The sequence below is a fragment of the Hyphomicrobium sp. 802 genome (genome assembly GCF_000526135.1).
Taxonomy (GTDB): Bacteria; Pseudomonadota; Alphaproteobacteria; order Rhizobiales; family Hyphomicrobiaceae; genus Hyphomicrobium_B.
In genome coordinates, this window is record NZ_JAFM01000001.1 from 1 (window position 1) to 12348 (window position 12348).

15 protein-coding genes and 1 pseudogene are annotated in these 12348 nt (G+C 58.3%); all 16 read right to left on the reverse strand.

What is annotated here, in order from left to right:
- Positions 1-718 (reverse strand): annotated as a pseudogene (locus HYP802_RS0100005) (hypothetical protein); the annotation flags it as partial.
- Positions 715-2013 carry a MotB family protein gene (locus HYP802_RS0100010; RefSeq protein WP_013949931.1) on the reverse strand — a complete coding sequence of 433 codons (1299 nt, stop codon included), beginning with the start codon at positions 2011-2013 and terminating at the stop codon, positions 715-717. The pseudogene HYP802_RS0100005 and the gene HYP802_RS0100010, both read right to left, overlap by 4 nt.
- A complete protein-coding gene (locus HYP802_RS0100015) occupies positions 2010-2600 on the reverse strand; it encodes a hypothetical protein (RefSeq protein WP_013949932.1) in 591 nt (196 codons plus the stop codon). The genes HYP802_RS0100010 and HYP802_RS0100015 overlap by 4 nt, the downstream gene beginning before the upstream one ends.
- Complete coding sequence (fliF, locus tag HYP802_RS0100020) at positions 2597-4282, reverse strand: flagellar basal-body MS-ring/collar protein FliF (RefSeq protein WP_024274900.1); 1686 nt, start codon at positions 4280-4282, stop codon at positions 2597-2599. Before fliF ends, HYP802_RS0100015 begins: the two co-directional genes overlap by 4 nt.
- 174 nt (positions 4283-4456) lie before the next feature.
- The gene (locus HYP802_RS0100025; RefSeq protein WP_013949934.1) at positions 4457-5410 is read right to left on the reverse strand and encodes a flagellin; all 954 of its coding nucleotides are present in this window, start codon (positions 5408-5410) and stop codon (positions 4457-4459) included.
- Positions 5411-5623: 213 nt separating this feature from the next.
- Positions 5624-6364: a flagellar type III secretion system pore protein FliP gene (gene fliP, locus HYP802_RS0100030; RefSeq protein WP_013949935.1), complete on the reverse strand. Its 741-nt coding sequence runs from the start codon at positions 6362-6364 to the stop codon at positions 5624-5626.
- Positions 6361-6858 (reverse strand): flagellar basal body-associated FliL family protein, encoded by a 498-nt coding sequence (locus HYP802_RS0100035; protein WP_013949936.1) that lies wholly within the window; start codon positions 6856-6858, stop codon positions 6361-6363. The genes fliP and HYP802_RS0100035 overlap by 4 nt, the downstream gene beginning before the upstream one ends.
- Positions 6859-6883: 25 nt before the next feature.
- The gene (gene flgH, locus HYP802_RS0100040; RefSeq protein WP_013949937.1) at positions 6884-7621 is read right to left on the reverse strand and encodes a flagellar basal body L-ring protein FlgH; all 738 of its coding nucleotides are present in this window, start codon (positions 7619-7621) and stop codon (positions 6884-6886) included.
- Positions 7608-8327 (reverse strand): hypothetical protein, encoded by a 720-nt coding sequence (locus HYP802_RS22705; RefSeq protein WP_013949938.1) that lies wholly within the window; start codon positions 8325-8327, stop codon positions 7608-7610. Before HYP802_RS22705 ends, flgH begins: the two co-directional genes overlap by 14 nt.
- Positions 8324-9430 carry a flagellar basal body P-ring protein FlgI gene (locus HYP802_RS0100050; protein ID WP_013949939.1) on the reverse strand — a complete coding sequence of 369 codons (1107 nt, stop codon included), beginning with the start codon at positions 9428-9430 and terminating at the stop codon, positions 8324-8326. The genes HYP802_RS22705 and HYP802_RS0100050 overlap by 4 nt, the downstream gene beginning before the upstream one ends.
- Entirely contained in the window at positions 9427-9912 is a 486-nt protein-coding gene (gene flgA / locus HYP802_RS0100055; protein WP_013949940.1) for a flagellar basal body P-ring formation chaperone FlgA, read from the reverse strand. Before flgA ends, HYP802_RS0100050 begins: the two co-directional genes overlap by 4 nt.
- Positions 9912-10694: a flagellar basal-body rod protein FlgG gene (gene flgG, locus HYP802_RS0100060; protein ID WP_013949941.1), complete on the reverse strand. Its 783-nt coding sequence runs from the start codon at positions 10692-10694 to the stop codon at positions 9912-9914. The genes flgA and flgG overlap by 1 nt, the downstream gene beginning before the upstream one ends.
- Before the next feature lie 12 nt (positions 10695-10706).
- Positions 10707-11027: a flagellar hook-basal body complex protein FliE gene (locus HYP802_RS0100065; RefSeq protein ID WP_013949942.1), complete on the reverse strand. Its 321-nt coding sequence runs from the start codon at positions 11025-11027 to the stop codon at positions 10707-10709.
- Positions 11027-11443 carry a flagellar basal body rod protein FlgC gene (flgC, locus tag HYP802_RS0100070; protein WP_013949943.1) on the reverse strand — a complete coding sequence of 139 codons (417 nt, stop codon included), beginning with the start codon at positions 11441-11443 and terminating at the stop codon, positions 11027-11029. Before flgC ends, HYP802_RS0100065 begins: the two co-directional genes overlap by 1 nt.
- 3 nt (positions 11444-11446) lie before the next feature.
- Positions 11447-11824: a flagellar basal body protein gene (locus HYP802_RS0100075; protein WP_013949944.1), complete on the reverse strand. Its 378-nt coding sequence runs from the start codon at positions 11822-11824 to the stop codon at positions 11447-11449.
- Between the two features lie 100 nt (positions 11825-11924).
- Entirely contained in the window at positions 11925-12344 is a 420-nt protein-coding gene (locus HYP802_RS0100080; protein ID WP_013949945.1) for a hypothetical protein, read from the reverse strand.
- Positions 12345-12348 lie beyond the last annotated feature (4 nt).

The window sequence follows — 12348 nt, forward strand, 5'->3', positions numbered from 1 at the left end:
CATAGCTTGTCGTCAGCATCAGCGCTCGGCTCGTGTCGCCAGCATCGAGTAATACAGGAATTTCGCGCCGCGCCGACGCCTCGTCGATCGCGGTATGGGGACACGCCAGACGCGCATCATCGAGCAGGCGGATCGCGGTTGCGTGATCATCCTCAAGATAGAGTGACGCCTTGGCCAGCGCGAAAGGCCCAACAAGGCTGACGTCGAGCGAACGGGGATCGATATCTTCGAACAGCTCACGCGCCTTTTTAGGCTGACCCTCGGCAAAGCTCATGATGCCCGCGGCCAAATTCTGATCGGCGACGCTCAAAGAATTCTGCTTGACCAGTGGTTGCAAGACGCGCGCGTCACCGCCACTCAGAACATAGAGCAGGCTCGTACGGACGTTGACGTAATCGTCCCATGCCTCCGGGCTGAAACTTTTCACTTCGCGCGCGATGTCGATCAGCAGACGCTGTTGCTCCGCAAGCGCTGCACGATCGCCGCGAATGATCTTGTCCTGAACCGCGCCCAATTCTTCCAGAAGACGCAGTGTATGGCGGCGCACCTGAGCTTTTTCGCTCGCATCCTCTGAATAGATCGGAACGCCGTGCTCGGCCGCGACAACCTCGTCGTTTTCGCCGAAAATAAATGCGGGCTTGAAATACGCCAACGAGCCCGCGGCGAGGCCCGCGAGCACAACGAACGACGCTGCAGCAATCAGCGCGATCCGCTTCATTTCTTATCCTCTTTAATGAGGATATCGATGCGGCGGTTGGCGGCCGCGAGAGTGTCGTCGGGCACTTTCGGATCGCGGTCCGCACGACCTTCGATGGCGACGACGCGAGATTCGTCGACGCCGCCACGCAGAAGCATGTAATAGGCCATTTGAGCGCGAGCAGCGGAAAGGCGCCAGTTGTCATAGACCCGGCTCTTGTATGGACGCGAATCCGTATGGCCGCGAAGGACGATATCGCCCTTCTTGCTGCTCAAGACACGACCGATTTGCTCCATGACAAGGACGAGTTCTGAGCGCGGCTTCGCCGAACCGACCTCAAACATGCCGAAATTGGCATCGTCCGTCAGACTGATGAGTAATCCTTCGGGCGTCGCTTTCACGTCGATCATCGGCAGTTCGCGTGAAATGTCCGCGACGGCTTTGCCGATCTGGTCCCGCAGGTCTTTTGCGTCCTGATCTTTGTCGTGATCCTTGTCGTGCGTCTTATCTTCTTTCTTTGCCTGATCCAAAGTTGCAGGGGTTTGCTTTGTGATGGTGTCCTGCTGCTTCGGCTTATCGCCGACATCATCCATTGATGCTCGCGCGGAGAGCTGCTGCTTTGGGTCCTGCGTAACCGGTTTTACGTTTTCTGCGGGCAGGGCGCGCGCCACGTTGGAGGGGTGCTCCGGCACGATCGGCGCTGCTTGGGGCGCAGGCTTCAACCTGACATCTGACTTTCCGGCCTTGCGATTGATGCGATCGAACGGATCGTCAATATTGCCGTCTGATGGGCTGGCTGCCGTCGTAGACTGACTTGCGCGTGCCTCGTCAGCGAGTTTTTCAAGCAAGTTACCAGGATTGTCGAAGAGCGCCATCTCGCGAAGCTCTTCTGAGCTCTTGCCCCCCGATCCGACACTCGATTCGTGCGAGGCGTCGTCTTTGGCGTCACCGCTGTTTTCTTTGCTGTCGCGATCGGCCTGCCGTTTCGAGGCGTCATCGACGACCTGCTTTTCGAATCCGCGCTTACTTTTCTCGTCAGAGTGTTTCGACTGCGTCTCGACGAGATCTTCAATGCCTTTCGGCGCCGCGTAACGATCGGTCAAACGCATCGGATTGAAGTAGGCGGCGACCTGCACGATGGTTTTTTTGTCGGCAGCATTGATCAGCCACATGACGAGAAAAAACGCCATCATGGCCGTCATAAAATCGGCATATGCGATCTTCCAGACGCCACCGTGATGCGGTTCTTCCGTATTGCGCCGGCGACGGACAATGACGAGAGGTTGCGATGATACGTCTTCGCGGCCGTCGCTCATGGTACTAGCGCCTCAAGCTCGGCGATCCACGCCGCAATGTTGACTTCGATTTCGGTGTTTTCTATGTGAGCGCGAACATCTGCACTCGGACTTTCCGAATATCCGATCTGAAATCCGGCGGTCGGCAGCCGTTCGTTGAGATGTTGGATAATTTCGGCCGGCGCTTCGATGTGAATCTTTGCGCCTTCCACCAAGCCACGTAAAATCGCCCTTTCGAGATCCTTCAACGCGCGATCCTGTAGACGCCCGATGAGCCAGGGGCGCAGCAGCGTCGCGGCCCGCTCAGCGACGTTTTTCTCAATCAGGCCCGACGCACTTTCCAAACGCGCAATAAGCTGCTCAGCGAAATCGCGCTGCCAGCAGTCTTTTTCCTGGGCGAGCTCGTTCGCGTGATGAATCTGCGCTTCGGCGAGGCGATGCTCTGCATCGGCCTCCGCTTCTGCACGGCCTTCGGCGTAGCCCTGCCGATGACCATCCTCGAACGCAGCTTTCAGCTGCGCTTCATGGTCCGGCTCTTCGACGTCAGGGGTGACGCGATCGAAGTCCCTGAGCAGGGAGAACGCCGAACTGTGAGGCCGAGCCGTCATCCGTTCTTAACCCAATGCTTCATGATCGCAGTCGCCTGCTCTTCATCGCGATCAATAATCGCGCTGAGCTTCTCGACGGGACCGAGTGCCAGCGAGCGTCCGAACGCCAGTCCGCTGCCAAAGTCTCCCGAGCCGCCGCCCATGCCGTCAAATGGGTTGGCGCCCGGTTCGAGCAACGGCGACGCCATTTCGGGCATGTCGATGGGAGCTGCGCCCGTTCCCGTAATCGATGCGAGCGGCGCCTCGATCGCGACGTTATCGGCGCTTTCAATCGCGGGCCTATCGCTTGAGAGCAGGGTCCGCATCACGGGCCGGAAGCCCGCCATCACGACAATTGCAGCAACCAGCAAGATCGTTAGTGAACGGATGCCGGTTCCCGCCAAGCTCATCAACAGCGAAGCCCATGCCGTTCCCGACGATCCGTCTCCTTCAAACGGGGACGGCGCGAAATCGACGGCGGCGACGCTGATACGATCACCGCGCTTGGTGTCTATGCCGGCCGCGGAAAGCGCGATCTTCTCGATTTCGGCGACCTGTTTGTCGACGTCTTCGGGCTTTGCATCTTTACCCATCGCATCCATCAGTCGCTTTTTGTTGACGACGACGGCAACCGAGATGTTCGCGATCTTGTAGCCTTCGCTTGTCGAGGAGGCCGTCGACGAACTGATCTCGTAGTTGGTCGTTTCTTCCTTGCGATCCTGATTGCGTTTGTTCTGGTCTTTGTGGCTCGTCTGTTCGTTCGGAATGTTTTCCTGAACGCTGACATTGTTCTTGCCGGCGCTGTCCTGCGAACTCTGAGCTTCCTTGATGTATCGCGTTGATCGCTCGACCTTGCTGTCGGGATCGAACTTCGTTTCGTTCGTCTGCAGTTTATCGATATTCAAGCGGGCAATAGCGCTGACTTCGAAGTTGTCCAGACCGAGATAGGGCGACAAGGTGCGGCGAACGCTATCCTGAATCTGTTTTGAGACCGTGTGCTCGAGTTCGAGCATCTGCACCGGCGCGTCGCCGCTGGCGAGGCCGTTGCCGGAGCCTCCAAGAATCGAACCATCGGTGCCGATAACCTGGACTTCGTTCGGCGTCATTTCCGGGATCGCCGAGGCAACCAGATGCTTGATGGCCGGCGCTGCAGTGGCATCTCCGGCAACATCCGTGCGAATGACGACAGACGCCGACGGCGCTTCTTTCTTGACCTGAAGCGCATTCTGGTTCGGCATGAAGATGTGAACACGCGCAGCTCTCACACCCTTCAGGTATTGGATTGTTCGCGACAGCTCGCCCTCAAGAGCGCGCACGCGCGTCACTTCTTGCATGAACGAGGTGAGCCCGAGCGCGCCGAGCTTATCGAACAGCTCATAACCCGCTGTTTGGCTGCCGGGCAGTCCCTTTTCCGCGAGCAAAGCGCGAGCTTGTGCCGTCTGCCCGACTGGAACGCTCAACTTCGTCCCGTCCATGCTGCTTTCAAATGGGATGCCGGCCTCGGTCAGCTCCGTGCCCATGCGGCTGATGTCAGGCGGCGTCAGGCCGACATAAAGCGTCTCATAGCTTGAGCGCGACGCGAAGTAACTGCCTATGGTAATCAGTCCGAAGACGAGCGCGCCGGCGATGCCAAGCGCCATAAGGCGCCTGCGGCCGAGACCCAGCAGACTGCGATAAAGGTTCTCTAATTGACGCCGATCCATCTCTCGACCTTGCCGGCAAAGTTTCCGGTCAACGGTAGGGACGGAACCTTGTGCAAAGGTGACGGGCCGCCTCCGTGGCCTGATCCGCGTTGGCGGAAGAGGTCAGGGGTGGCGGCCCGTCTAACAGATCGGATTGTATGGGGCCTGACGCCGAGCGGCGTCAGGCCCTAGTTATTAGCCGCGGAAGAGCGACAGGATGTTCTGGCTCGACTGGTTAGCGATGCTCAGTGCCTGAACACCGAGCTGCTGCTTGACCTGCAATGCCTGCAACTTTGTCGATTCCTGATTCATGTCAGCGTCCACCAACTGAGAGATGCCGGTGGTGATCGAGTCCATCAGCGACGATACGAAGTCGGTCTGCAGATCGATGCGCTTCTGCGCCGAGCCGAGGTTAGTAGCTGCCGTCGTCATGGACTGATAGGCAGCATCGACGCCGGCGATATAGCCGTTCAAGGTCGCCTGATCGGTCGGGCTGTCGGTCAGCGAGCTAATGTCGATGTTCATAATCGACGTGCCACCCGTCGTCACAACGGCGCCCGTAGACGAACGCTGCGAGTCGAGGATGCCGCCCGCGCCAGAAGCGGTGGAGCTATCGAACAGGATTGACGTCGACGTATCGACGCTGATCGTTCCGATAGAAACACTGCCGTCCGAGGCACGAGAGAACGACGAAACGATCGTCTTTGTCGCGCTGTAGCCAGAGGTCGATGAATCGACCGAAACCCAGTTCTCGCCCGAGAAGCTTGCTGAGGAAGCGATGCCCTTCAGCTGATCCTGGAGCTGGGTGATTTCCGATTGAATCTTCGTGCGGTCAACGCCCGGCGATGCGGCCGCAACCAGTTTGTCTTTGATCTGGCCGACGAGATCGATCGACTGGTTGATCGCGTTGTAGGCGACGTCAACGGTGCCCTTGCCAAGACCGAGTGCGTCCTGCACGGTCGAGAGCGCCGAGTTGTCCGACTTCATCGTGGTCGCAATCGACCAGTAAGCTGCGTTATCCGAAGCGCTCGCGACCTTCAGGCCGGTCGAAATCGCGTTCTGCGTCGTCAGCAAATCTTTGGAGGTCTGCCGCAGCGACTGCAATGCGGTCATTGCGGAAATGTTGGTATTGATACTGCTCATGCCCATGTCCCTTGTCCTTTTACTCAGCACAAAACGCTACTGGGACATACCGGATCTACCGGCTTGACAGATCGGCGTCATGCCTATGGCGCGTGTTCGCTGCCACCCTGTCATCGGCAAGATTGATAGACGAGAGTCGTTTCCTAATGGTTAATTTTGACGCTTAGAATGTTAATTATTTTGCTCGGAGGCGGATTCTTAATGCCGCACGTCATCGAGCTAAGTGAATGATTTCACAAGCGCTCCGACGAGCAAGCTCCAACCGTCGACCAGCACGAAGAACAGCACCTTCAGCGGCAACGCGACGACGGTCGGCGGCATCATCATCATACCCATTGCGGTCATGATCGTCGCCACTACCAGATCTATGACGAGAAACGGCAGCGTCACCAAAAAGCCAATCTCGAACCCTCGGCGCAACTCAGAGACCATGAACGCAGGTATGAGCACGCGCAGGTCATCGGGACCCGCCTTGTTCTGCTCCCCGAAGCGTTCCGCAGACATCTGTTCGAACAGCGCGAGATCCTTGTCGCGCACATTCGCCTTCATAAACGTCCGGAAGGGCGCGGTCGTCCGCACGTAGCCATCCTGCTGGCTGATCTTGTTTTCGACCATCGGCTTGACGCCATTATCCCAGGCGTCCTGGAAGGTCGGGGCCATGACGAACAGCGTCATGAAGAGTGCGAGGCTGACGAGGATCATATTGCTCGGCGTCGTTTGCAGTCCAAGACCGGCGCGAAGGAATGAGAAGGCGATCAGGAATCTCGCGAACGACGTCACCATCATCAGCAAGCCGGGCGCGACCGAAAGGACGGTCATCACGACAAGAAGCTGAACGATGCGGCCGGAAACGCTGGCGTCTCCCGCGGGGAAAAGCGTCTGGAGATCGATTGCCTGCGCGGCAGCCGCGCTCGAAGACGCTGCCAAAAGGATCAGCGCCCACAGAACTTTCTTGATCATTCGAGCACCAATCCACCTATCAGAAGGCCCAGAATGGCGCCTCGACCGCGGACACGCGCGCGATCGTCAAGTTGCTCTCGCAAGTTCTGGAAGCCACGCACGCCCTGGATGTCGGCTAGGGAGAGGCCCTTCAGGTAGGCAATCACGTCTTCGCGGACCTCGCCGAGCAACGTCGTCGTTTGGGGCGTGCCGTGGACGACGATAATAGAGACATCGAGCCTGGCGCGGACCGCAGGCTCGGAATTCAAATCCGTAATGACCGAGGGTATGGCCAGCTCTATGGCGTCGCCCGGGAACCGCCCAGCGGTTGGTCCGGCCGGCGGCGCTTTATCTGTTGGCACAGAATTCTGAGGCGCAACGTCGGGCATCAGAAAGTAGCCGTAAGCGCCGCCGCCGCCGGCGCCCAAAACGATCGCGATAAGCGCCGCTATCACGAAGCCGCCAACGCCACCACCCGCGTTCGAGTCGTCCTTTTTTCGCTTATCTTTTGCCACCTAGCTCTCTCCCCCAACCCGAGCCTTAGAAGGGCGAAAGATTATCGAGAATCTGCTGGCCGTAGGCGGGCTGCTGAATTTCCATGACACGGCCGCGGCCGCCATATGAAATTCGCGCTTCAGCAATTTTCTCGTAGGAGATCGTATTGTCGGTCGCGATGTCCCGTGGCCGAATGACGCCCTGTACATTCAGGACGCGTAACTCGTAGTTGACCCGCACTTCCTGCGAACCGCTGACGACGAGATTGCCGTTCGGCAACACCTGACTGACGACGGCGCCGACAAGAAGATTGATGTTTTCAGAGCGGTCGATGGAGCCTTTCGAGTCCGTCGCCGTGGTGCGATCGAGATTGCCATCAAGACTGCCCGATCCAGTCGGACCTGGCGCGCCGAAGCCAAAATTGAAATCTGCCGATGATTTCAGCCCAACGCTCGAATCACGTGAACGATTCAAATTGTTATCCAACGACGCCTTGTCGTTGATCTGGATTTTGACAGTGACGACGTCGCCGACCTTGAGGGCGCGTGCATCGCGAAAGAGGTCGGCGCCGGAATCCTGCCAGGTGGAGTTACCCGAGTGATAGGCGACAGGTGTCACGGGAAGATTGACGTGCGCCGCCTGACCGGGCGCCAAGCCGCTTCCCATCGGGGACATTGCAGGGGCCTGCGAGACTTCGTGCAATTGGTCTATGGCACACGCGCCTAGCAGCAACGACAGCGACGCAGTCGCTGGAGCCACCCATCGAAATCTATTGCTGGGCATTGGCCTTGTGCTCCGGCTGAATTGCGAGTTCGCCGGCACCGGCGATAACGGCGGAGAGACGCGCCGCCTTCGCGACTTCCATCTCAGCCAGAATGGGGCTCGAAACTTTCGGTGCCAGCTTCGAAATGATTGCTGCGGATGTCATCTCGTCCATCGCCGCGAGTTGTGCCGCAGCGGCGTCCGGTTTCATCCGGCTGTAGATTTCAACGAGCGCGTCAGTAGCGTGCGCGGCGAAATCCTCGCGTAGCTTCATCCAGCTTTTCAGCACCTCGGCCTTCGCATTGAGAAGCGCGATCCGGTCGTTAATTTCCTTCTGCGCCTTTTGAAGACCACGCGTCTGCTGTGCGATTTGGGCGGCCGACGTCGCATCGAGAATATTCGAGCAATACTGCTGCGCCGGGCTCAACTGCTGTTTGGTCGTCGGCGGGAGCGGCAGCGCGTCCACATCTGCGGCCTCGGATTTCTGAGCGCCTTCGGGCTTGGTGTCGTCGACCGCGATGCGGAACGAATAAGCGATCGGAGGCGTTTGCTCCGCCTTCTGCCGAAGCTCGTATGCGCGCTCGCTGCGATCGACGGGCGGGCCAACCAGTGGATTGTGGATGCTTTCGGCTACTACCGGCATTGCGGTGGCTATGACAAGCAAACCGCCCGCCAACCATGCCACGCTGCCGCGTTCAAGAAACTTGCGAGCGATCAGAAATCTCATTGCACCACCAGTTCAGCTTGCAATGCGCCTGCCGTCTTCATGGCCTGCAGAATTGCGATGATCCCGATGGGCTTCAGCCCCATCTTATTCAGTGCGCTTACCAGCTCACGCAGATTAGCCCCCTGAAGCGTTGCGACCGTGCCGCCCGCTTCATTGACGTCAACCTGCGTATTGGGAACGACGACGGTCTGGCCACCTTGCGAGAACGGTAGCGGCTGGGACACTTGCGGTGTTTCGGTGACGCGAACGGTTATATTTCCGTGCGCGACGGCGACGGTCGAAATCTTTACTTCGCTGCCGATCACGATAGTTCCGGTTCGTTCGTCGATTACGACGCGCGCGGTCTGATCGGGATCGACTTCAAGTTCACCGAGTTCGGCCACCAGACGCGACGACAGGATATTCCGCGGTTTGCGTATCATCACGCTCTGCCAGTCGCGGGCGCGTGCGATCGGCATGCCGAAACGTTCTTTTGCGAAATCGTTGATAACGTCCATGACGCGCACGGCAGTCGTGAAGTCCGGATTGCGCAACTCGAACTCGAGCGGCATGCTTTCATCAAATGTGCCGGGGGCGTCTTGCTCAACAATCGCGCCGTTGGGAATACGGCCGCGCGTCGGAATTCCGGATGTGATCGATTCCGCGGCGCCCTTCGCCAGATACCCCGAAATGGTGATCGGGCCTTGCGCAGCGGCGTAGATTTTTTGATCGGCGCCGGCAAGCGAGGTTAGAACCAGTGCGCCACCAGCCAGAGATTTGGCATCGCCAATCGACGAGACCGTCACGTCGAAGCGTGATCCCTTCGAGGCGAACGGCGGAAGCTCAGCTGTTACCATAACGGCCGCGACGTTCCGCGTCCGCGGTTCGTATTGCGAGCCGCGAATATTCACGCCCATGCGATCGAGCATGGCCTGCACGGATTGCTGCGTGAAGGGCGAGTTACGGAGCGTATCGCCGGTTCCATTCAGGCCGACGACCAGACCATATCCGACGAGCTGGTTGGCGCGGATGCCTTTGAGATCAGTAATATCCTTGATCCGCGTAGCACCGGCACAGGCCGTCGCGGCAAGAAAATAAACCAGCGCGACAATCACCAATTTCATTGGTCATTCACCGCCAAGGTCTGATCGGGTTCGATACGCGCCTTGATGATGACGCCCGACTCGGGATTGCGGACATTGATAATTTCGCCGGCCGCGCCCGACTGCAGCGGGACACCGACGCCGACGATCGAGACGTATTTCGAATTGTAGACGAGCTTGTAGGTGCGGCCTTGCTTCACGAGATCTTCGGCGCGGATCGCCATCTCGGGGATGAGTTCACCCGGCAGCAACGTGCGCCGTGCGATCCGGCCAAGCAGATCCTGTTCGCGCTCGCCAAAGACAGGCGGATTGCCCGGGTCGACGATCAGCTGACGCTCGATAAGGTTCGCATCCGTGATTCGGTCGCCGGGATAAATGACGGCGCGCGGCACAAATACGGTTCGGCCGGGATCCTCCGCGAGCGCGTTGGACGCAAATGCGCACGCGGCGAGCAGCGTAAGTCCGAGCTGAACAGTCTTTTGTGTTTTGCGCCAGACGGACATCACCGAATGTCCTTCGTTATCACGTTATACATATCGTCGGCGGCTGAAATGACTTTGGAATTCATTTCATAGGCGCGCTGCGCGGTGATCAGCTCGGTGATTTCTTTGACGGGATCGACGTTCGAGCTTTCGAGATAACCCTGCTGGATCGTACCGAAGCCCGTATCACCTGGGGTGCCGAGAACAGGGGCACCGGACGCTTCCGTTTCCTGAAAGAGATTGCCGCCGAGTGGCGCGAGGCCGGTTTCGTTCGCGAAATTGGCGATGGCGAATTGCCCGAGGAGCTGCTGAGTTCCGCCGACAGTCGCATACACCTGGCCAACCGCGTTGACGGTGATGTCGGTCGCATTTTGCGGCACGGTGATATTTGGAATGACCAGGTTACCGTCGAGCGTGATGAGCTGGCCGGTGTTGCTACGGTTGAACGCGCCGTCGCGCGTATACAGGATTTCGTTGTTCTCGCCTTGGACCTGGAAGTAGCCACGACCGCTCAACGCAAGATCGTAATGGTTGTTGGTCGACGCGAGCGGACCCTGCGCAGAGAGATTGCGAATGGCGACCGTGCGGACGCCCAGTCCGAGCGTGTTGCCTTCCGGGATAATGGTTTCGTCGTCACGGGCAAGCGTGCCTGCGGGACGATCGCTCTGGTAAAGCAAATCTGCAAATTCCGCACGCGAGCGTTTGAAGCCCGTCGTATTGATATTAGCGACGTTGTTGGCGATCACCTCAACGTTCGTCTGCTGGGCAGACATGCCCGTCGCTGCAATCGAAAGTGCCCGCATAGCTTATATCCCTCAGATCTGCATCCGGCTGATTTCTTGGTATGCCGCAACGACTTTGTCGCGAACTGCAACGACGGTCCGAAGCGCCTGGTCTGCCTGCATTACGGCTTGCACAACTTGCTGCAGCGGTGCCTTGCCCTGCATGCCCGCAATCGCGGTCGTCTCACCCGTCTTGACGGTAGAAATCGCATCAGCAGCCATCGACGCCATAGTCTGGGCGAAGTCATTTTCCGGGGCAGCCTGAGTCGCCGTTGTCGGCGTCGTTCCTGCTACTGGCTGCGAGCCCGTGACGCGGCTGATATCGGGTGACAGCATTGCAACGTTCAGGCTCATTAGGACCTCAGAAGATCAATGGTCATCGAGACGATTTCGCGAACCTGCTTGATGACTTGAGTGTTGGCGGTATAGGAGCGCGAGGCTTCGCGCATGTCGGCGAGCTCGGTCATCATGTCGACGTTGGGCATCTTTACGTAGCCCTTGGCGTCGGCTGCGGGATGGCCGGGCATATATTCGGTACGGAACGGAGCCTGATCGCGCGAAACATCTTCGACCTGTACGAGGTCGGTACCGCTCGCTTCGTCGGCGACCGATTCGAAGTTCACAGTCTTGCGCTGATAGGGATCGGCGCCAGCTGTCTTGCCGGTCGAGTCGGCGTTGGCGATGTTCTCCGACACGACACGCATGCGCGTCGATTGCGCGAAAAGACCGTTCGATGCGGCTCTCGTTGCGGCTATGAGCGGATCATTCATCGTTTAGCCTTTCGTCACCGATTGCAGCATTCGATCGAATGTTTTCATGATCTGGGTGTTGAGCGAGTAGCTGCGCATGACGTCGTTAGATTTCAGGAATTCCTGTTCCATATTGACGTCATTGCCGGAAACCAGAACCTCCGCCTGACCGTCGCCATTGTCCTGATTGCTGATGGCGTCGAATTCGGGCGAGGAGAAATGCTGCGGGCTCGTTGCGGCCATCGGCACGGAGGTGTGCATTGCGGCATCAAAGCTTTCGACGTCCTTCGCTTTGTAGCCGGGCGTGTTGGCATTGGCGATGTTCGACGAAATGACCGATTGGCGCTGCGCAAGCCACTCGTTCTGACGGAATGCGAGATTGAAGAGTTGCATCGGCTGCATGATCAAATCCTGGATAGCCCGTTATCTTTGTGCACTCGCTCGCTTGCGTAAGACTGGACAGAGGTCGAAATGGACAAATCCAACCTGCCAAACTCAGACGTCAATTGAGACGGGCTTCGCCCAGGGCCTCATGGAGCCTGATCGTATTTTGGCTCGGGCCGACCGTGTCACCTTCAAATGATATGTACGTAATTTCGACGGCGGCCTCTTTGGCCTCCAGCATCAGGCGAAAATAGACGTGAACGGACTGATGGTGGAATTCCATATCGAGACAGACGCGCGGCAGGACGCCCCATTCCAGATAGACGTCGCCAGCGTGGCCGAAGCTCAGCGTTTCAGGCTTGAACGATAACTCGATCGACGACTGAACGAGCGAACCCACGCTCGCGATCTGCCCAGTCTTCAAATAACTGACGAGATCCGGCAGGTCGATCAATCGTAGATCGGTCGCCACGCTCCGAATGCTGTCTCCGAGAATCTTCTCACGAACCTGCGAATGATCGATGCGTATTGGAATCATCGAC

Bases quoted from the DNA above. Each gene is read 5' to 3' on its own strand.
- fliF (WP_024274900.1), bottom strand. From the start codon at position 4,282: ATGGATCGGCGTCAATTAGAGAACCTTTATCGCAGTCTGCTGGGTCTC.
- HYP802_RS0100010 (WP_013949931.1), bottom strand. From the start codon at position 2,013: ATGAGCGACGGCCGCGAAGACGTATCATCGCAACCTCTCGTCATTGTC.
- HYP802_RS0100080 (WP_013949945.1), bottom strand. From the start codon at position 12,344: ATGATTCCAATACGCATCGATCATTCGCAGGTTCGTGAGAAGATTCTC.
- HYP802_RS0100025 (WP_013949934.1), bottom strand. From the start codon at position 5,410: ATGGGCATGAGCAGTATCAATACCAACATTTCCGCAATGACCGCATTG.
- flgA (WP_013949940.1), bottom strand. From the start codon at position 9,912: ATGTCCGTCTGGCGCAAAACACAAAAGACTGTTCAGCTCGGACTTACG.
- flgG (WP_013949941.1), bottom strand. From the start codon at position 10,694: ATGCGGGCACTTTCGATTGCAGCGACGGGCATGTCTGCCCAGCAGACG.
- HYP802_RS22705 (WP_013949938.1), bottom strand. From the start codon at position 8,327: ATGAGATTTCTGATCGCTCGCAAGTTTCTTGAACGCGGCAGCGTGGCA.
- HYP802_RS0100065 (WP_013949942.1), bottom strand. From the start codon at position 11,027: ATGAGCCTGAACGTTGCAATGCTGTCACCCGATATCAGCCGCGTCACG.
- flgH (WP_013949937.1), bottom strand. From the start codon at position 7,621: ATGCCCAGCAATAGATTTCGATGGGTGGCTCCAGCGACTGCGTCGCTG.
- fliP (WP_013949935.1), bottom strand. From the start codon at position 6,364: ATGATCAAGAAAGTTCTGTGGGCGCTGATCCTTTTGGCAGCGTCTTCG.
- flgC (WP_013949943.1), bottom strand. From the start codon at position 11,443: ATGAATGATCCGCTCATAGCCGCAACGAGAGCCGCATCGAACGGTCTT.
- HYP802_RS0100015 (WP_013949932.1), bottom strand. From the start codon at position 2,600: ATGACGGCTCGGCCTCACAGTTCGGCGTTCTCCCTGCTCAGGGACTTC.
- HYP802_RS0100050 (WP_013949939.1), bottom strand. From the start codon at position 9,430: ATGAAATTGGTGATTGTCGCGCTGGTTTATTTTCTTGCCGCGACGGCC.
- HYP802_RS0100075 (WP_013949944.1), bottom strand. From the start codon at position 11,824: ATGCAGCCGATGCAACTCTTCAATCTCGCATTCCGTCAGAACGAGTGG.